Source organism: Bradyrhizobium sp. MI1.3, from assembly GCF_055811695.1.
This window is the reverse complement of record NZ_JBVVPQ010000113.1, coordinates 1-16,474: the sequence shown is the minus strand read 5'-3', so window position 1 is coordinate 16,474 and position 16,474 is coordinate 1. Positions and strand designations below refer to the sequence as shown.

21 protein-coding genes and 1 pseudogene are annotated in these 16,474 nt (G+C 64.4%); 10 read left to right on the top strand and 12 right to left on the bottom strand.

Going from position 1 to position 16,474, the window contains the following annotated elements:
• Positions 1–1,047, top strand: a 1,047-nt coding sequence (locus AC0L3A_RS38095) for a HAMP domain-containing sensor histidine kinase (protein WP_473256315.1), incomplete at its 5' end; no start/stop codon positions are given.
• Positions 1,044–1,706, top strand: coding sequence for a response regulator (locus AC0L3A_RS38090; protein WP_007603140.1), 663 nt, complete (start codon positions 1,044–1,046; stop codon positions 1,704–1,706). The genes AC0L3A_RS38095 and AC0L3A_RS38090, both read left to right, overlap by 4 nt.
• 4 nt (positions 1,707–1,710) lie before the next feature.
• Here AC0L3A_RS38090 and AC0L3A_RS38085 read toward each other — a convergent pair whose 3' ends face one another.
• From AC0L3A_RS38085 to AC0L3A_RS38075, 3 genes are all read right to left on the bottom strand, one after another.
• Positions 1,711–2,553, bottom strand: coding sequence for a hypothetical protein (locus tag AC0L3A_RS38085; protein WP_354158504.1), 843 nt, complete (start codon positions 2,551–2,553; stop codon positions 1,711–1,713).
• Between the two features lie 177 nt (positions 2,554–2,730).
• A complete protein-coding gene (locus tag AC0L3A_RS38080) occupies positions 2,731–3,222 on the bottom strand; it encodes an SRPBCC family protein (protein ID WP_035995752.1) in 492 nt (163 codons plus the stop codon).
• Positions 3,223–3,224: 2 nt separating this feature from the next.
• Positions 3,225–3,617 (bottom strand): ArsR/SmtB family transcription factor, encoded by a 393-nt coding sequence (locus AC0L3A_RS38075; protein ID WP_007603136.1) that lies wholly within the window; start codon positions 3,615–3,617, stop codon positions 3,225–3,227.
• Between the two features lie 260 nt (positions 3,618–3,877).
• Between AC0L3A_RS38075 and AC0L3A_RS38070 the strand changes: the two genes are divergently transcribed.
• Positions 3,878–5,041: a serine hydrolase gene (locus AC0L3A_RS38070; protein ID WP_473256314.1), complete on the top strand. Its 1,164-nt coding sequence runs from the start codon at positions 3,878–3,880 to the stop codon at positions 5,039–5,041.
• Positions 5,042–5,108: 67 nt separating this feature from the next.
• Here the strand turns inward: AC0L3A_RS38070 and AC0L3A_RS38065 are convergent, their stop codons facing one another.
• Complete coding sequence (locus AC0L3A_RS38065; RefSeq protein WP_473256313.1) at positions 5,109–5,930, bottom strand: outer membrane protein; 822 nt, start codon at positions 5,928–5,930, stop codon at positions 5,109–5,111.
• A 262-nt stretch (positions 5,931–6,192) separates the two neighbouring features.
• Positions 6,193–6,897 carry an SDR family oxidoreductase gene (locus AC0L3A_RS38060; protein WP_473256316.1) on the bottom strand — a complete coding sequence of 235 codons (705 nt, stop codon included), beginning with the start codon at positions 6,895–6,897 and terminating at the stop codon, positions 6,193–6,195.
• Between the two features lie 122 nt (positions 6,898–7,019).
• Here AC0L3A_RS38060 and AC0L3A_RS38055 point away from each other — a divergent pair, with 122 nt between their 5' ends.
• Positions 7,020–7,862 (top strand): GNAT family N-acetyltransferase, encoded by an 843-nt coding sequence (locus AC0L3A_RS38055; RefSeq protein WP_473256312.1) that lies wholly within the window; start codon positions 7,020–7,022, stop codon positions 7,860–7,862.
• Between the two features lie 18 nt (positions 7,863–7,880).
• Here the strand turns inward: AC0L3A_RS38055 and AC0L3A_RS38050 are convergent, their stop codons facing one another.
• On the bottom strand, positions 7,881–8,321 hold the full coding sequence (locus AC0L3A_RS38050) for a hypothetical protein (RefSeq protein ID WP_007603127.1): 441 nt from the start codon (positions 8,319–8,321) through the stop codon (positions 7,881–7,883).
• 284 nt (positions 8,322–8,605) lie between these two features.
• On the opposite strand from AC0L3A_RS38050, the gene AC0L3A_RS38045 reads away from it, so the two are divergent.
• Entirely contained in the window at positions 8,606–8,890 is a 285-nt protein-coding gene (locus tag AC0L3A_RS38045; RefSeq protein WP_007603125.1) for a hypothetical protein, read from the top strand.
• A 53-nt stretch (positions 8,891–8,943) separates the two neighbouring features.
• Here the strand turns inward: AC0L3A_RS38045 and AC0L3A_RS38040 are convergent, their stop codons facing one another.
• The 6 genes from AC0L3A_RS38040 to AC0L3A_RS38015 form a co-directional block, all read right to left on the bottom strand.
• A complete protein-coding gene (locus AC0L3A_RS38040) occupies positions 8,944–9,234 on the bottom strand; it encodes a hypothetical protein (RefSeq protein WP_007603124.1) in 291 nt (96 codons plus the stop codon).
• A 20-nt stretch (positions 9,235–9,254) separates the two neighbouring features.
• Positions 9,255–9,674 (bottom strand): curlin, encoded by a 420-nt coding sequence (locus AC0L3A_RS38035; RefSeq protein ID WP_283843468.1) that lies wholly within the window; start codon positions 9,672–9,674, stop codon positions 9,255–9,257.
• Between the two features lie 69 nt (positions 9,675–9,743).
• Positions 9,744–10,121 carry a curlin gene (locus AC0L3A_RS38030; RefSeq protein ID WP_035994730.1) on the bottom strand — a complete coding sequence of 126 codons (378 nt, stop codon included), beginning with the start codon at positions 10,119–10,121 and terminating at the stop codon, positions 9,744–9,746.
• 31 nt (positions 10,122–10,152) lie between these two features.
• Positions 10,153–10,545 (bottom strand): curlin, encoded by a 393-nt coding sequence (locus AC0L3A_RS38025; protein WP_035994727.1) that lies wholly within the window; start codon positions 10,543–10,545, stop codon positions 10,153–10,155.
• A gap of 119 nt (positions 10,546–10,664) precedes the next feature.
• Positions 10,665–11,066 carry a hypothetical protein gene (locus tag AC0L3A_RS38020; RefSeq protein WP_007603123.1) on the bottom strand — a complete coding sequence of 134 codons (402 nt, stop codon included), beginning with the start codon at positions 11,064–11,066 and terminating at the stop codon, positions 10,665–10,667.
• 165 nt (positions 11,067–11,231) lie between these two features.
• The gene (locus AC0L3A_RS38015; RefSeq protein WP_219684014.1) at positions 11,232–11,891 is read right to left on the bottom strand and encodes a response regulator transcription factor; all 660 of its coding nucleotides are present in this window, start codon (positions 11,889–11,891) and stop codon (positions 11,232–11,234) included.
• 645 nt (positions 11,892–12,536) lie between these two features.
• Between AC0L3A_RS38015 and AC0L3A_RS38010 the strand changes: the two genes are divergently transcribed.
• The 5 genes and pseudogenes from AC0L3A_RS38010 to AC0L3A_RS37990 all read left to right on the top strand — a co-directional run.
• Positions 12,537–13,964, top strand: a complete 1,428-nt coding sequence (locus tag AC0L3A_RS38010) for an efflux RND transporter periplasmic adaptor subunit (protein WP_007603121.1) — start codon at positions 12,537–12,539, stop codon at positions 13,962–13,964.
• On the top strand, positions 13,961–14,686 hold the full coding sequence (locus AC0L3A_RS38005; protein WP_354128528.1) for an ABC transporter ATP-binding protein: 726 nt from the start codon (positions 13,961–13,963) through the stop codon (positions 14,684–14,686). The genes AC0L3A_RS38010 and AC0L3A_RS38005 overlap by 4 nt, the downstream gene beginning before the upstream one ends.
• Positions 14,683–15,906, top strand: coding sequence for an ABC transporter permease (locus tag AC0L3A_RS38000; RefSeq protein ID WP_106944263.1), 1,224 nt, complete (start codon positions 14,683–14,685; stop codon positions 15,904–15,906). The genes AC0L3A_RS38005 and AC0L3A_RS38000 overlap by 4 nt, the downstream gene beginning before the upstream one ends.
• A 48-nt stretch (positions 15,907–15,954) precedes the next feature.
• Positions 15,955–16,272, top strand: coding sequence for a response regulator transcription factor (locus AC0L3A_RS37995; protein ID WP_035994724.1), 318 nt, complete (start codon positions 15,955–15,957; stop codon positions 16,270–16,272).
• Positions 16,269–16,474: pseudogene (locus AC0L3A_RS37990) on the top strand (hypothetical protein); the annotation flags it as partial. The gene AC0L3A_RS37995 and the pseudogene AC0L3A_RS37990, both read left to right, overlap by 4 nt.

Sequence of the window (16,474 nt, the reverse complement as noted above, 5' to 3'; positions counted from 1 at the left end):
CCGCAAGCTTTCACGGCCTTCTATCGCAGCTTGTTCGACCCTGGCCGCGAAGCCGCACGGCCTGTGATCGTGCGCGGAGCGAAGCTCGGCGACGCCGTCGTCTCGGTCGAGCCGGCCGTGCAGACCGCGGAGGCCTGGCACGAGGCCGGCCGCCTGATGCTGGCGCTGGCAATCGCGCTGCCGCTGCTCTGCGCGCTGGTCTACGCCGCATTGGCACGCGCGCTGCGCCCCACCCGCATGATCCGCACCGGCCTCGAGCGGATTGCCGCCAACGACCTCACCACGCGGTTGCCGCCGTTCGACCTTGCCGAACTCTCCGCGATCCGCGACGGCTTCAACCATCTCGCCGAAAGCCTCGAGACCGCGCTTGCCGAACGCAGCGAGCTGACGCGGAAGCTGATCGCGCTCCAGGACGAAGAGCGCCGCCATCTCGCGCGCGAGTTGCATGACGAGTTCGGCCAGTCGCTCGCGGCCATCCGCGCGCTCGCCTCCTCCGCCCGGCAGACCGCCGCGCAGGACTGCCCTTCCCTGCTTGGCGAATGCGACGGCATCGCGCGGACCGCAACCGGCATGATGGAGACGTTGCGCGGCACGCTGTTCCGGCTGCGGCCGCCCGATGTCGAGGAACTCGGGCTCGTCGCCAGCCTCGAAGGCCTCGTCGCGGGCTGGAACGGACGCAGCCGCGGCGAGACGCGCTTCTCGATCCGGTTCGACGGCGCATTCGAGACCCTGCCGGCCACGATCAGCGCCAGCCTCTACCGGATCGTGCAGGAGGCGCTCACCAATGCCGCCAAGCATGCCGTCGCCACGCGGGTCAGCCTGGAATTGACGATGGGGGCCAGCGAGATCGCGCTGGCAATCGACGATGATGGACGCGCGAGCGATCCCGTCGCGAAATCCGGAATGGGCCTGCTCGGCATGCGCGAGCGCGTCGCGGCCTTGCGCGGCCAATTGAGCTTCGAGGCCGCGCCGAACGGCGGCTCCGCACTGCGCGTGGTCATTCCGCTCGCAGCCGCCGATCGGCCGCCGCTGGAGCATGCCGCATGAGCGCGGCCGATGCGACCATTCTGCTGGTCGACGATCATTCCGTCGTCCGCGAAGGCTATCGCTCCGTGCTGCAGAAGCAGCCGGGACTTCGCGTCATCGCCGAAGCCGCCGACGGCGCGGAGGCCTATCGTCTCTACAAATCGGAGGCGCCCGACCTCGTCATCATGGATCTGAGCATGCCCGGCATCGGCGGCATCGAGGCGGTCAGGCGCATCAGGCAGTGGGACAAGAGCGCGAGAATCCTCGTCTTCACCATGCATGAAAATGCCGGCTTTGCCGTGCAGGCGATCCGCGCCGGTGCCAGGGGCTATGTCACCAAGACCAGTCCGCCGGAGACGCTGGTGCGCGCCGTGATGGACGTGCTCGCCGGCAAGATCGCGATTAGTCCCGACATCGATCATGAGCTCGCGCTGAGCCGGCTCGCCGGGGAAAGCTCTGCCGCCGACGTCCTCACGCCGCGCGAGTTCGAGGTGCTGCGGCTGCTGCTCGCCGAGAACACGACAGAGGAGATCGCCGAGACGCTCCATGTCAGCCCGAAGACAGTGGCGAACCTGCATTCCCTGATCAAGGACAAGCTCGGCGTCGGCTCCGACATCGAGCTGGTCCGGCTGGCGCTGCGCCAGGGCATCTTGACGGAGGTCGATCTCGGCGAGGCCTGATCGCTCAGGCCAGATAGCGCGTGAGATAGCCTTCCATCGCGTAGAGCGCACAGAGCGCGAGGCTCGACCACACGGCGGCGGTGAAATACAGGAACATCCAGGTCAGCTCGCCCTTCCAGTGCGCGATGTCGTGGGTCACGACCCAGCGCGTCGAGACGTCATGCAGGCCTTCGAGGAAGCCGAGCAACCTGTTGCCCTCTTCGTGCCCTGCCCGCCAGCGGCTGAGATACATCGGCACGTCGACGGTGACGAGGAAGACCAGGAAGCAGGCGATGCCGATGATGCCGGCAATCAGCGCCCACCGCACCGGTCCCTGGAATTCCGGCATCAGTCGGCACAGCGCGATGCCCGCGAGGAAGAATGTCACCGCCCACAGCGAGTTCTCGATCGCGTTGAAGAGGAAGTTGGTCGTCACCACCGCATACCAGGAGAAGCACTCCGCGATGATGATGATGGGCACAATCACCCACGCGATGTTCACGACCGTCTCCGCGCCCGTCATGGTCCCGAGTTGATGCAGGATGACCGCCCATTGCGCGGCGAAGCACAGTTCGGCCACGGTCGCGACCGTGCGGCCGACGAAGACGCTGGAGAGCCAGGTGTCGAACAGACAGATCCGCTGCACGTCGGCGCGCGGGAGGAACGAGCGGAACGCACAGCCGAAGACATAGCCGGCGCAGAGCAGGAACATCAGCCCGATGTCGGAGCCGCCACTGAGGCTGCCGGCGGGCGTCGGGTAGAACTCGCGGTACAGCATGAACCAGACGAGAATGTTGGCAGCACTGACCAGCGTCAGGGACCCCCACCACCATGCGAGGGGATTTGTCCGCGCCTGCCACTGCAACATGAATCGCTCCGCTGTAGTCAAATTTGACATCCAAGGTAGCAATTCTGTCATAAATCCGTCGTTCCAAGCGACAAAAACTTCGTTATCGCGCTGTCATAATTGACCTGCGCGCTGTCATATTCGTCGTTGCGGCGATATTCCGGAGGCCCTCGTCGAGCCTCCGGACGAGCGTTGGCGCTACCTCTTCATTCCGCCCACATAGGCCGCGAGCTTGTCGAGCGTCTGGTAGCCGTATTCGACGGCACCGAAGCTGATCATACCGTCGCGCTGCACCGTGCTCGACGCCAGCTGCCGCATCATCAGAACCGTCTTGCCATTGCTCTGTTCGGCGAAAGTGATGGTGAAACGGAACAGGCCGGGATCGTCGTCCTGGTCGGCGCCATGGTCCATCTCCATCAGCGACGGCCGTTCGATGCGGCGGAAGCGCATGCGGTTCGGGTAGACCGTACCGTCCGGGCCGATCATGTTGAAGCGCCAGACGCCGCCAACCCGCACGTCGATCTCGAAGGTCTCGAGCTTGAAATCCTTCGGCCCGAACCATTGCGGCAAATGCTTGGGGTCAGACCAGGCCTCGAACACCAGATCGCGCGGCGCGTCGATCACGCGCGACATCACGATCTCGCGGTCGAGCGACCATTGCGACAAAGCGGGATTCGCAGAATTCGTCATCATCAGGAACCTTTCCGTTTGATCGTCTTGTTACTTGTCTTGGACGGCCGCTTGGCAGCCGTCCGCTCTTTCTTCAGCTTCATCACATAGGCTTCGAAGCGATCGAGCCGCGCCTCCCAGATCGCACGCTGGTGCTGGAACCAGTCTTCCGCAGTGAGGAGTGCGTCAGGACTGAGGCGGCAGGTGCGCACGCGGCCGGATTTCTCCGACAGGACGAGCCCGCTCGTCTCCAGCACGTGGATGTGTTTCATGAAGCTCGGCAGCGCCATCTCGAAGGGATCGGCAAGCTCGCCGACCGACGCCTCGCCGGCGCAGAGCCGCATCACGATCGCCCGCCGGGTGGGATCGGCAAGGGCCGCGAAAACCTGATCGAGTCGGGATAATTGGTTAGCCATGGAGCTAACTATAGGGCTGCCGCCATCCGGCGTCAATAATTGTTAGCCAATTAGCTAAGTTAAATTTTGCCGACGGGTAACCTGGGTGGAGCGAAGCGTAATCCAGGAATCTCTCCGTGAGGCGATAACCCGGATTGCGCTTCGCTCCATCCAGGCTACGAACCATTCGCGCGGAACCCACCACGCGCAATCGTGAATAGGGAGGCACGGTCCTTCCCGCTACAAGAGACCGGGGGCGCATCGAATCCTGCGCCAGAGCCGTGCCGTCTGTTGTCACCTCATCGTATCTCACCCGACGGGCCCTGGCCCGGGCTGCGCTCGTTCCGCTCGCGCTTGCCTGGCCGCGCGGCGCCGCCGCGGATTCCGACATGATCGCGCAGATGCGCGACATCGTCGCGAACGAGCTGGCGCCGACCGCAACACCGGACCAGCCGGGCGGTCTCGCCGCCGCGCTTTATGCCGGCAGCCATGTCGAGTTCTTCAACTACGGCTTTGCCGACGACGCCACGCAAAGGCCGGTCACGCCGGATACGCTGTTCAACCTCGGTTCCCTGCGTAAGCCGTTCGAGGCGACGCTGGTCGCGCTCGGCACCCTCCGCGGCGAGCTGCGGCTCGACGATCGTCTGGCGAAATATCTCCCGGAGCTCACCGGCGACTATGTCCGCCGCGTCACCGTTGGCGAGCTCGTGACGCACACCTCAGGCATGCTGCTGCCGACCGACCATCCGCCCTGGCCGAGCGACACGTTTTCCCGCGCGCAGCTCATCGACATGTTCAACAGCTGGCGACCGCAAGCCAGCGAGGTGCCGGGCAAGCAGCGCGTCTACAGCCACGCCGGCTATGTACTGCTTCAGCTCGTGCTCGAGCGCTGTTACGGCGCTCCGATCGCGACCCTGCTCGAACAACGTATCCTCAAGCCGATCGGCATGAATGCGACCTCCGTGCCCGAACGCGGCGAAGACAGCCGTGCCGTCATGGACGCGGCCTGGATGCAGCGCGCGGTCCAGGGCTACTCGGATCAGGGCATGGCGATCGGCCCCATCGGCAACCAGCAGAGTTATTTTGATTTTCCCGGCACGGGCCAGATGTTTTCCTCGCCGCGGGACCTCGCGACATTCGTTGCTGCCTGCGTCGACGGGCGGTCGATCGATCCGCAGTTGCGCGAGGCATTGCGGATGACGCAGCACGAGATCTTCCGGGTCGACGAGACGTTCGGACAGGGAATGGCCTGGGAGACGGTGCGCCTTCCAGGGGTCGCCGTCGTCGACAAACCGGGTGGGCTCAACAACGCTTCCGGCTATATCGGCCTCGTGCCGGCACAGCGGATCGGGATCGTGCTGCTCGCCAATCGGGGCGAATATCCCCACGAGATCGCGCGCTACAGGATCCTGCCGGCGTTGGCGCATCTGGTAGCATCGCACTAAACCCGCCTAGGAAACAGAAAGCCCCGACTGAGCCGGGGCTTTCCACGCCAGGGACGGAACGGGATGCTCAGTATCTGGCGACGACCGGTCCGCCGAATTTGTAGTTCACGCCGACGCGCACGATGTTCGACTTGAGATCGACCGAGTGGGTGAAGACGTTGGTCGGAAATGCGCCGCCAAGCAGATTGGTGCTGGTCACGGTGCTGCGTCCAAGATCGACGTAGAGATATTCGGCCTTAAGCGACCAACCGCCGCCGACGGCGTATTCGGTGCCGACGCCCGCGGTCCAGCCGAGGCGTGTGTCGCGGATAGCAGCCGACTCCGTTGCCGCGGCGAACGTGTCGGTGAAGTTGAAATTGCCCTTCACCTCGGCGATGGCCGCGCCGCCGGTGGCATAAAGCAGCCAGGTCGGAGCCGCGAGGAAGCCGATGCGGCCGCGGATCGTGGCGAGCCAGTCGGCCGAGACCTGCGAGGACACGGTGAAGCCGGTCGGGGCGCAGCAGGGATAGAGCGCCGAACCCGTCGCGCTGCCCTTGAAGCCGAAATAGTTGATGTCGCCTTCGAGGCCGAGCACGGCGTTATTGAGTTGCCAGTTGTAGCCGGCGGTAAAACCGCCCGTGACGCTGGAGCTGTTGACGCGCTGGGCGCCGACTGCCGCAATCGCGGAAACACTGGAGCTCGCGAAATAGGCGGCGGGATCGAACGCAGTCGAGGTGGCCGGATCGGCGCTGCCCCATTGTCCGCCGACATTGCCGCCGACGTAAAAGCCGGTCCAGTTATAGGCCGTCGCCATCATCGGCGCCTTGGTGTAGTGCGCCGCGAGGTCGGCAGCCTGCAAGGATGCGGAGCCCAAGACAACCGCGGCAGCCGCCAGCAAAAACTTCTTCATTCCAGTCTCCTTGCCTCACGCGATTGATCTCGCGTTTCGAATGCGCGCGGGCGGAAGTTGTCCGGCGCAGATCGGGCATAGGCTGCCGGTTCCTCGCCGTCTTGGGCTGCGGCGAAGTTCATAGGGACTGTGACGTAGTGTGAGCCGTGCGGCACGCGAACGCGGGACAGGTGTGACCGAGGAGCCACTCATCCGCGGCGCACGACGCACGTCCGCGTCGCATCGCGACAAGGGCGCGAAACGCGATTCGAATCCCCGCGTCTCAGACCGAACGCGTCAGTCCGCCGTCGACGCGGATGTTCTGGCCGGTGATGTAGGCCGCGCCGTCGGACGCCAGGAACGAGATCGTCGCGGCGATCTCCTCGACCTTGCCGTAGCGCCGCATCGGCACGCTGTCGCGGCGCGCATCTAACTGCGGCAGGCTGTCGATCCAGCCCGGCAGCACGTTGTTCATGCGAATGTTGTCGGCGGCATGGGTGTCGGTGAAGATCTTCGTGAAGGCGGCGAGGCCGGCGCGGAACACCGCCGAGGTCGGAAACATCGCACTCGGCTCGAATGCCCAGGCGGTCGAGATGTTGATGATGGCGCCGGCCTTCTGCGTCTGCATGATCGGCATCACCAGCCGGATCGGACGGATCACGTTGAGCAGATAGGTGTCGAGGCCGGTGTGCCACTGCTCGTCGGTGATCTCCGTGATCGCCGCCCGGGGCCCATGGCCCGCGCTGTTGACGAGCACGTCGATGCGTCCCCATTTGGTCATCGCCCCGTCAACCAGCCGCTTCAGATCGTCGTTCGATTTGTTGGAGCCGGTGATCCCTAACCCGCCGAGCTCGGCTGCCAGCGCCTCGCCCTTGCCGGAAGAAGACAGGATGGCGACGCGAAAGCCGTCGGCTGCGAGCCGGCGCGCGGCCCCTGCCCCCATGCCGCTGCCGCCGGCGGTCACGAGTGCGACCTTCTCTGCTGCCATCTCTGCTGCCATGACCGATCATCCTCTATGATATCGTGGAGGCGAGCCGCGGGCTCGGCCTATCATGAGGCCTTCTACCGCCGGACCAGCCGGAAGGTCCACCGTCGAAAGCGACCTGAAAGATGAGCGATTTGCAGATCCGCAATTTGCGCCCCGAGGAGATCGCCATCGCCGTCGAGTGGGCCGCGGCGGAGGGCTGGAATCCGGGCCTCTCCGACGCGAACTGTTTCACGATCCCGGACGCGAAGGGCTTCTTTGTCGGCGAGATCGACGGCGAGCCGGTCGCGACCGTCTCCTGCGTCAACTACGACGATCGCTTTGCATTTCTCGGATTCTACATCGTGCGATCGGGTTTTCGCGACAGAGGCCACGGCTTGCGCATCTGGAACGCGGCGATCGCGCATGCGGGCGCTCGCGTGATCGGCCTCGACGGCGTGGTGGCGCAGCAGGACAATTACAGAAAGTCCGGCTTCCAGCTTGCCTACGCCAATGTCCGCTATGGCGGCTTCGTCGCCGCGCCACCGAGGCCGCCCGCCGATGTCGTTGCGCTCGACACGATCCCGTTTGCGTTCGTTGAAGCCGACGATGCCACGGTGTTCCCGGCTCGGCGCGGCGCCTTCCTGCGTGCCTGGATCGGTACCTCAGGACATGTCGGTCGCGCGTTGCTGCGCGACGGCAAGCTCGCCGCATGGGGCGTGATCCGGCCGTGCCGGGCCGGCCGTAAGATCGGCCCGCTCGTCGCCGACGACCGCGCGGCGGCGGACGCGATCGTGCAGGCCCTGCTGGCGAGCGCAAACGGCGGCGAAATCTTCCTCGACGTCCCCGCCGTCAATCGCGAGGCGATTGCGCTCGCGGAACAGCTCGGGCTGAAGCCGGTGTTCGAGACGGCGCGGATGTACACAGGGCCAATCGCGCCGCTGCGGATCGACCGCGTCTTCGGCGTGACCAGTTTTGAGCTGGGCTAGCTGAGCCGAACGCGCTGCTCAGTAGCAACGCATGATGTTGACGGTGTGCTCGCCGCCGCCGCGGCCGGGCACAGTCACCTGCTCCGTCGGACAGCTCGGCACGTAGGGCCGGTCGGACGGCACCACGTTTGGCGGGAAGCGATGCGTCCAATCCCAGGGAACGTCGTACGTATAGGTGTAGCGCACGTCGCTGGAGACGGGCTGGGCGGTCTCGGCGAAAGGCTGACCGTAGCCTGCATTGTCATAGTAGAACCCGCCGCCGCCCGGCCAGTAGACCCAGGGCGTGTTGCGGCCACGGAACCTGGCGCCCGGCGCAATCGGCGGACGCACCGCCGGACCGGAAGGCGTGGCGGCATGTGCGACGGCGCCACCGGGCCTGGCAAAACTGTCGCTGGGGGCAAGGAGCAGCGCGGCTGCGCTGAGCGAGGCGAGCAACGCCCCAAATGATCTGGACATCATGATACGCACCAACTCGTTTGGCTTCGCGGATAGCGGCTCCCCGCGACACGCTAGGCCGGGCTGTCGCCCACCCGCAAACGTATAATTAATTATTGGTTAAGGCACGGGATTAACAGGGAACAGACTGCGGCAAGACGCCCGGGAATTCCGACTGATGTGGCAGGTGTTCCGGGAAAAGCGGACTTCATAACCAGTTGATCGGAGTTGATCGCTTCGGCCGAAGACACCCGGAACGCTCCCGCACTGCGGTCGTTGGCTCCCGACACCAGCAAGGAGCATCTCCAATGCAGAACAAATCGAAACTCCTCTGCCTGATCACGGCTTCGCTCGTCGCGGGCACGGCGGCCGCCTCGGCCCAGGGCTATGATTGGAACGGACCGCGCGCGGGATGGGACCGCACCGCTCCCGCTTACCAACCGGTTCAGCCACGCGCGTACTATCCGGATGTCGCCGGACCTTACGGTGCGCTCAACGGCACCAACCACCCGGCGCCGAGCTCGACGCAGGGCGATGTCGGCCCGGAGGGCAACAACAACGGCACCGTGACCGGCGTCTATCGCAGCTGGTAGCGCTCGCTCACGACGTGGCCCATCGTCCATCACGGACGATGGGCCTTCGTGCGTCAGCGGCCCTGCTGCTTGCGCAGCCAGTCCAGCATATCCTGCGGATTTCCGGTGCCCTGCGACACGATGGCGGTGTTGCCGCCGCTGCGGCGATAGACCGTCGTGCGCCCAGGCTCCTTCTCGATCTTGACCTCGGCCTGCGCCGGATCGCCGCTCTGGGTGATGACGGACGTGCCATTCTCGTCCTGAACAATTGTGGTATGGCCGTCACCCGACTCGCCAGCTCCGGCCGGCCCGGCTGTCATCGCCGTCATGATGCTCATTCCTGCTGCAAGTACGATGAACCTCATGTTGCACCTCACCTTCGCGATCACCGGCTGAACTGAAATATCGACAGCCAGTTGAAGCGCCCGAATTGTCGCACCGTTCCCGTGTTCATATCTCCGATCTGGAGCAGGAGGGCGTTGGTGGAATTGCCGACCTGAGTGATGTCGGCAATATTGCTCACGCCCGACTGGCCGATCGCCACATTGGTGGTGCCACCCACCTGGATCACATCGACATAATTGCGCGTGCCGTTCTGGATGATCGTCGCATCGACTGTTCCCGTACCACCGATCTGGATGACACGCGCAATATTGATGCGGCTGTTCTCTTCGATCGTGACCGGCTGGACATCGTTGCCGAATTGCACGATCGTTTCGATGCTTACGTTCCGGTTTGTCACGCCGCGCTGGACGGATCCGGCGGATGCCTCGGACGCGACGCTGACGGCGAACAATGCCGCCAATGCCAGGAGTAGCCTAGCGCATTTCATCGCTTGCCCCCATTCCATTTCTGACGACGAGGCCGCGCCGGCTCAATGGCTATTCTGGACAACAGTCGCCGAGTTGAACGCACCGAACTGGGACAGGAAACTGCTGGTGGACTGGCCGGCCTGGCCGACGAACGCGATGTTATTCACGCCCGCCTGCCCGACCGATGCCGACGTCGTCCCGCCGAATTGCAGGATTCCGGTCGCGTTGTTCGTCCCGTTCTGAGTGACGGTCGCGCTGGTGCTGCCGCCGATCATGAACACGCCGGCCATGTTGAGCTGGCTGTTCTGGTTCAGCACGACCGGCGGGCCGCCGAGCGACACGATGGTCTTGATGTCGGCGGTCTGGGCACCGGCCGAGCCGGCGCCCACGCAACACAAGGTGAGAAATGCGCCACAGGCGGCGCCTGAAAAATGCCTCATGACATGCCTCGCTATCGAAAAAGATTTGCGATCAAGGAGTCTGCTGCAAAATGGTCGAGCCGTTCAGAATTCCGAGCTGTCCGACCGCCGCCGCGTTGTTCGCGCCGATCTGGCCGATCAGGCTCGAATTGGAGCCACCGGCCTGGCCGAGTAACGCGGTGTTGGACGCCGTCGCGGTGGTGCCGCCCTGCCCGATTACCGAGGTGTTGACGGTCAGGAGCGAACCCATCTGCAACGTGGTCGCAGTATTGGTGGCGCCGAATTGCATCGTGGTGGCGCTGTTGTTGGTGCCGCCACTCTGCGAGATGAAGGAGTTGTTGGTGGTGCCGAATTGCAGCACGCTGGCCGAGTTGCCGGCCTGGGCATCGACGGCGGTCAGCAGGCTGAACGCGACGATCGTGGCAACGAGATATTTTTGATGCATGACATTTCCTCCGCGAAAGTCGGCGGACAAGCTCTTACCGAGTCGTCCCGCCCGAGGCGGTGCTTTCAAGGATGGCACGGACGCGCCGCAGTTGACGCGTCCGGCCAAACGGGGCTGGCTTAGTGCGCCGTCTGCGAGACGGTGCTGCCGTTGATGCCGAACACGCTGAGCTGTCCGACGGCGGCGGCGTTGTTCTGGAGCGCGGCAGGCCCGAACGAGTTCTGGGTGATCGCGCTGCCGTTGTTGCCCAACGCCACCTGGCCGGTCGTCGCCGAGTTCTGCACGCCGATCTGGTTCACCGTGCTGCCGTTGTTGAGCGAGACCGCGCTGGTGCCCTGCATCGTGGTCGCACTGTTGATGATGCCGAGCTGGCTGGTCGACGAGGTGTCGTTGGTGAGGCCCTGCTGCGAGACGCTGGAACCGTTCACGGCGCCCACTTGCACGGTGGTCGAAGTGTTGGCGGCCTGCGCGGCGGAGGACAGGGCGAGCACGGCAACGGAAGCAAAAAACAATTTGCGCATGGAATATCCTTTCTGGCTAAGATCTCTGACTGGGTTCGGATGCCGTCTTGGAGGAGGCCGACATCGCAGGACAGACTTTGAACCGATCGTGCTGCGTGCGACAGACTGCAGTTCATGCTAATCGGTACGGACTAGACGTTGCGCGGCGCCTTGGTGCCCGCGGCACTAGCTGTACGGTTGTCCCGTGCCGGTTCGTGACGTCTCTTCTTCGCGTCCCATGCTGTCGACCAACCGCACCACCTCGATCGGCGAACGAAGCTCCAGCTTTCGCATCATCCTGGTGCGATGGACCTTGGCCGTCACTTCGCTCACCCCGAGTCTCGCTGCGATCTGCTTGGCGACGAGACCTTCCGCCATCAACAGCATGATCTCGCGCTCCCTCGCCGTCAGCGTCTCGACGCGCTGGCGAGCTTCGCGCACGCTATCTTCGCGTTCGAGCCGCCTGCGGTCGCGCTCGATGCCATGCCTGATCGCGTCGAGGATCTCCTGCTCGCGAAAGGGTTTTGGAAGAAACTCGACTGCGCCGCGCTTCATGGCCTCAACCGAGACGCGGACGTCGGAATGGCCGCTGATGAAGACGATCGGGATGAGCACGCCGGTCTCGGCGAGCCGGCGCTGAAGCTCGAGGCCGGTCGGCGCCGTGCCGGGAAAGCGGACGTCGAGCACGAGGCATGAAGGTCCGCCGGAAATACTCTCCCCGAGAAACTCGTCGGTCGACGCAAACAATTTCACCTGGTGCCCGGTCTCCTCGCAGAGATTTCCAATCGCAGTTCGAATCTGAATTTCGTCGTCAATAATATAAACTGTAGCTTGACCTGAACTCATGGCAACGGGCTCCCCGGCTTGGGGCTCGATGAACAAGCAACGAGCCATCCATTCTTCTTGCAAGCGAGATCAAGGTGCTTGGATGAATTCGCGGGGATCGAGCGAGTCGCTCCGATCCGCCGCTTCGACGTCTTAGGGCCAACACCCGTTCAAGACGAGTGAAGGCGTTCACATATCGGGTTTCGTGATTGGGGGGATTCGCCCTCGCGACCTGCGGCATCATGGCGAGGCGCAATATCGACAATGCGACAATCGGGAGCGCAACGACCGGGAATGCGACGATCTGGCGTCGGAACTTCGGTATCGCCGACTGCGTCATGGCGTCGCCACCCACGTGCCGACTTGAACGCCCAGCGCTGGCCGCTTCGGCCAGAACAGACGGGACGTTCAGTCAGCTTGTCGAGTTCGATACCGCGCGCGTCATATCGATACGCTCCGTATGCATTTCCGGCAAGTCACGAAAGACAGCACCCCGCGGACTTTACTTCTGGATCATCAAGCGCGCCCGACCGTCGCCCCTACAGCGGCGACACACTGACGATCGACTGCGTTTTTCTGAGATTTACAACCATAGCGCGTTTACAACCATAGCGCGATATTTGTCCTTGCCGCCAACGATGCCATTTCAAGAGGCGGGTTTTTGATATGCGATTTGTGCCAGTTATTGCCTTGCTCGGAACTGCATGTGGCCTCGCCGCGGTCTACGCCGCCCGGCCAGCCGTGATCAGCGACGCGGCCGGGAGCGCCGCGGAGAAGGCGGCCCGCGCCTATGAATCGACCCAGCGGCTGCTCAAACCCGTCGGGCGGGACGCACGGAGCTTCGGATCGGACGCCCCCGTATTCCGCTATGCCTCGATCCAGCGCGGCAGCATCGAGCAGACCATCACCGTCACCGGCGCCCTGCAGCCGGTCAAGACGATCGAGGTGGGTTCCCAGTTGTCCGGGCAGCTCGCCCGGGTCTATGTCGATTTCAACGACACCGTCACCAAGGATCAACCGCTCGCCCTGATCGATCCGCGCAGCTTTGCGGCCAAGGTCGACGAAGCCAGGGCGGCGGTGGCGGTGGCGAACTCCTTTGTCGACATCGAGCGGGCCAAGCTCGACCGCGCCAGGATCGATCTGCAAAACGCCAGGGGCAGCAGAGACGTCCTCGTGGCCAAGCTCGACAGCGCGCAGGCGGTCAAGGCGTCGGCGCAGAAGACCTTGCAGCGCAAGCTGGCTCTACAGTCACAAAACGTCGTGGCGGTAACGGCGGTGGATGACGCCCAGACGGAGTTCACCGCGAGGCTTGCCCAAGAGCGCGAAGCCGAAGTCCTCATGTCCCTGAACGCCTACTCAGTCGACGGCGCGCAGGCGGATATCCGCCGGATCGAGGCGGAATTGCAGCAGGCACGCATGGCCGTGCCGGAGAAGGCGGCCGTTCTCGCTGCCGCCCAGGCCGATCTCGACCGCACCGTGATCCGCTCGCCGATCGATGGCGTCGTCGTTGGCAGGTTCGTCAACGAGGGCCAGACGCTCGCGGTCGGATTGGAATCGCGCACCACGTTCGTGGTCGCGCACCGACTGGAGGACATGGAAATTCACGCCCAGGTCGACGAAGCCGATATCGGGCGCATCGCCCCCGACCAGCGCGCCCATTTCACGGTGGATGCCTACCCGGACCGCCGCTTCGAGGCGGTGGTGCGGCAGGTGCGCAAGGCACCGCAGAACCAGCAGCACGTCGTGACCTACACCGTCGTCCTGGCGACCTCCAATCTCGACGGCGCGTTGCTGCCCGGCATGACGGCCCTGGTGAAGATCGTGATCGAGCGGCAGGATGACGTGCTGAAAGTGCCGCTTGCCGCGTTGCGCTTCCAGCCCTCCGGCACGCAGCCGGATGCCGCGGCGCGCAGCGGCGTGTGGGCGCGCACCGCAAGCGGCTCGCTCCGGCGTATTCCCGTGACCGTCGGCGCGGCCGGCACCGAACAGGTCGCGCTCAGGAGCGGAGACCTCGTCGAGGGCAGCCAGGTCGCCGTGGGTCAGGCCATCCGGCCGGCCGGCATGGAGTTTCTCGGCATCAGGTTCGGATCATGACGGCCCCCCAGCCCCTCATCAGCCTGCAGTCGGTTTCCAGGACCTATCGCGCTGACGGAGTAGCGGTGGCTGCGGTGCGCAATGTCAGCTTCGACATCGAACGAGGCGAGATCGTCGCGGTGATGGGACCGTCCGGCTCGGGAAAATCGACGCTGATGAACATGATCGGGCTGCTCGACCTGCCGAGCGAGGGTGCGCTCTATCTCGAGGGAGCCGACGTCGCCGATCTCTCGGAAGACCACCGGTCGTCCCTGCGCGCCCGCAGCATCGGCTTCGTATTCCAGTCCTACAATCTGCTCGCGCGCCACAATGCGATTGAGAACGTCGCGCTGCCGCTGGTCTATTGCGGCATCAGCCGCAAGGAGCGTCTGGCCCGCGCCGAGCAGAGCCTGGAGGCTGTCGGCATGGTGCACCGGGCCCACCACTTCCCGCGACAGCTCTCGGGCGGTGAGCAGCAGCGCGTCGCGATCGCGCGCGCACTGATCGCCTCACCGCTGATCGTGCTCGCCGACGAACCGACCGGCGCGCTCGACAGCCGTACCGGCGCCGAGATACTGGCCCTGTTCGCCGCGCTCAACCGGACCGGCCAGACCATCGTGATGATCACGCATGATCCTGGGATCGCGACCCAGTGCCGGCGCACGATCCGCCTGCATGACGGAGCGCTCGTTGCTGACGAAACGCTGGCTCCGATCCTGCCGAAACGGAGTTCTGCGCCATGACGATGCTCCAGGGCTTTCAGATCGCGTTGCACGCCTTGCGCCTCAATCCGTTGCGCAGCATCCTCACCATGCTCGGCATCGTGATCGGCGTTGCCTCCATCGTGACCGTGTTTGCGATCGGGTCCGGCGCGCAGCTTCGCCTGCAGGAGCAGATCCGCTCGATCGGCGCCAACGTGCTGATGATCAACCCCGGCGCGGTCTACCAGGGCGGCGTGCGTCTCAAGGATGGCAGCAAGCTGACCATGACCGAGAGCGACGTGCAGGCGATTCTCGAGCAGATCCCCGAGATCCAGGCCGCGGCCGGTTCGATTGCAGGAACGGCGCAGGTCATTCACGAGAGCAAGAACTGGAACACGACGATCAACGGGACGACGACCGGGCACTTCATGGTGCGCGACTGGCAGCTTGCGACCGGGCGCTATTTTTCCGGCAGCGAGGAGGCAGGCGCCGGCAAGGTCGTGATCCTCGGCAGCACGGTGGCGCATGAGCTGTTCGCGCCCGGCGAGGACCCGATCGGCGCACAGATCAGGATCATGAAGGTGCCGCTCGAAGTGGTCGGCGTCCTCGATCGCAAGGGACCGGCGCAGGACGACGTTGCCTTCGTGCCGCTCACCACCGCCAAGCTGCGCTTCCTCGGCAGCGCAAGCAACATCAACCGGGATTCGGTCGCCTACATCATCGCCAAGGTGGCTGCGGACGGACAGATGGCGGGGGCGCGAACGGAGATCGAAAACCTGCTGCGGCAGCGGCACCGTATTCCCGCCGGCCAGGAGGACGACTTCAAGGTCCAGGATCCGGCCGCCGCCATGGAAGCGCAGCAGGGAGCGATCCGCACCGTCGCGCTCCTGCTCGTCGCCATCGCCTCGGTCTCGCTGCTGGTTGGCGGCATCAGCATCATGAATGTCATGATCGTGTCGGTCACCGAGCGCACGCGCGAAATCGGAATCCGCCGCGCGCTTGGCGGGCGGATGCGGGACATCCGGCTTCAGTTTCTCTGCGAGGCGCTCGTGCTCTGCCTGCTCGGCGGGGCGATCGGCGTCGGTGCCGGCGTCACGCTCTCGATGACGGTCGCTCGCATGGCAGGATGGATCACCTCGATTGATGGCCAGGCGATCGGCCTTGCCCTCGCCTTCTCGATCGCGACCGGCCTGATCTTCGGTTTTTATCCCGCCCACAAGGCATCCAAGCTCAGTCCGATCGAGGCACTCAAGACGGAGTGAGAACATGCTGGGGTGTTCGCGTCGACCAGAGGCCACGGAGGAGCAGTCATGAGTCCGGATTCGAAACATCCGATCACACCAACGCCACGCGAGCGGGACCTGATGATGCTGATCGCACGCGGAATGCAGAACAAGAACATTGCGTACGAGCTCAAAATCTCGGAGAACACGGTGCGGGCGCATATCGGCAACATCATGCGCAAATACCGTCTCCAGAACCGGACCCAGATCGCGATCATCTTTGCCCTGCAGGCGGCGCCGCCATCGCTTCGCCGCAACCTGGCCAATGGCGGCCGCAATTCCACGGCGGCAGCGCCGGCTAAGGCGGTCGCGCAGAATACGCCGGTGCCGACCGCGCCGGATTGACCGCTCCGGCCACAATCTCTTGCGTCGTCTCAGACGAAACACCCAAATCCGGGGTCAACGGACCGGCGACAAAATATTTCTCTTTATTAGAATTCGGATTTTTGTTAGGAATTTTCTCACTCCGACCCAAGGAAGAGGGGCGTATCGCGATCGTCACGAACGCGGGCCGGACGGCGGTGGACGTGGGCCACATCGGCGCGAA

Excerpts from the sequence above, each read along its gene's own strand:
- AC0L3A_RS38030 (WP_035994730.1), bottom strand. The coding sequence starts at position 10,121 with ATGAGGCATTTTTCAGGCGCCGCCTGTGGCGCATTTCTCACCTTGTGT.
- AC0L3A_RS38075 (WP_007603136.1), bottom strand. The coding sequence starts at position 3,617 with ATGGCTAACCAATTATCCCGACTCGATCAGGTTTTCGCGGCCCTTGCC.
- AC0L3A_RS38040 (WP_007603124.1), bottom strand. The coding sequence starts at position 9,234 with ATGAGGTTCATCGTACTTGCAGCAGGAATGAGCATCATGACGGCGATG.
- AC0L3A_RS38010 (WP_007603121.1), top strand. The coding sequence starts at position 12,537 with ATGCGATTTGTGCCAGTTATTGCCTTGCTCGGAACTGCATGTGGCCTC.
- AC0L3A_RS38045 (WP_007603125.1), top strand. The coding sequence starts at position 8,606 with ATGCAGAACAAATCGAAACTCCTCTGCCTGATCACGGCTTCGCTCGTC.
- AC0L3A_RS38085 (WP_354158504.1), bottom strand. The coding sequence starts at position 2,553 with ATGTTGCAGTGGCAGGCGCGGACAAATCCCCTCGCATGGTGGTGGGGG.
- AC0L3A_RS38000 (WP_106944263.1), top strand. The coding sequence starts at position 14,683 with ATGACGATGCTCCAGGGCTTTCAGATCGCGTTGCACGCCTTGCGCCTC.
- AC0L3A_RS38080 (WP_035995752.1), bottom strand. The coding sequence starts at position 3,222 with ATGACGAATTCTGCGAATCCCGCTTTGTCGCAATGGTCGCTCGACCGC.
- AC0L3A_RS38055 (WP_473256312.1), top strand. The coding sequence starts at position 7,020 with ATGAGCGATTTGCAGATCCGCAATTTGCGCCCCGAGGAGATCGCCATC.
- AC0L3A_RS38025 (WP_035994727.1), bottom strand. The coding sequence starts at position 10,545 with ATGCATCAAAAATATCTCGTTGCCACGATCGTCGCGTTCAGCCTGCTG.
- AC0L3A_RS38090 (WP_007603140.1), top strand. The coding sequence starts at position 1,044 with ATGAGCGCGGCCGATGCGACCATTCTGCTGGTCGACGATCATTCCGTC.
- AC0L3A_RS38050 (WP_007603127.1), bottom strand. The coding sequence starts at position 8,321 with ATGATGTCCAGATCATTTGGGGCGTTGCTCGCCTCGCTCAGCGCAGCC.
- AC0L3A_RS38065 (WP_473256313.1), bottom strand. The coding sequence starts at position 5,930 with ATGAAGAAGTTTTTGCTGGCGGCTGCCGCGGTTGTCTTGGGCTCCGCA.
- AC0L3A_RS38020 (WP_007603123.1), bottom strand. The coding sequence starts at position 11,066 with ATGCGCAAATTGTTTTTTGCTTCCGTTGCCGTGCTCGCCCTGTCCTCC.
- AC0L3A_RS38015 (WP_219684014.1), bottom strand. The coding sequence starts at position 11,891 with ATGAGTTCAGGTCAAGCTACAGTTTATATTATTGACGACGAAATTCAG.
- AC0L3A_RS38060 (WP_473256316.1), bottom strand. The coding sequence starts at position 6,897 with ATGGCAGCAGAGAAGGTCGCACTCGTGACCGCCGGCGGCAGCGGCATG.
- AC0L3A_RS38005 (WP_354128528.1), top strand. The coding sequence starts at position 13,961 with ATGACGGCCCCCCAGCCCCTCATCAGCCTGCAGTCGGTTTCCAGGACC.
- AC0L3A_RS37995 (WP_035994724.1), top strand. The coding sequence starts at position 15,955 with ATGAGTCCGGATTCGAAACATCCGATCACACCAACGCCACGCGAGCGG.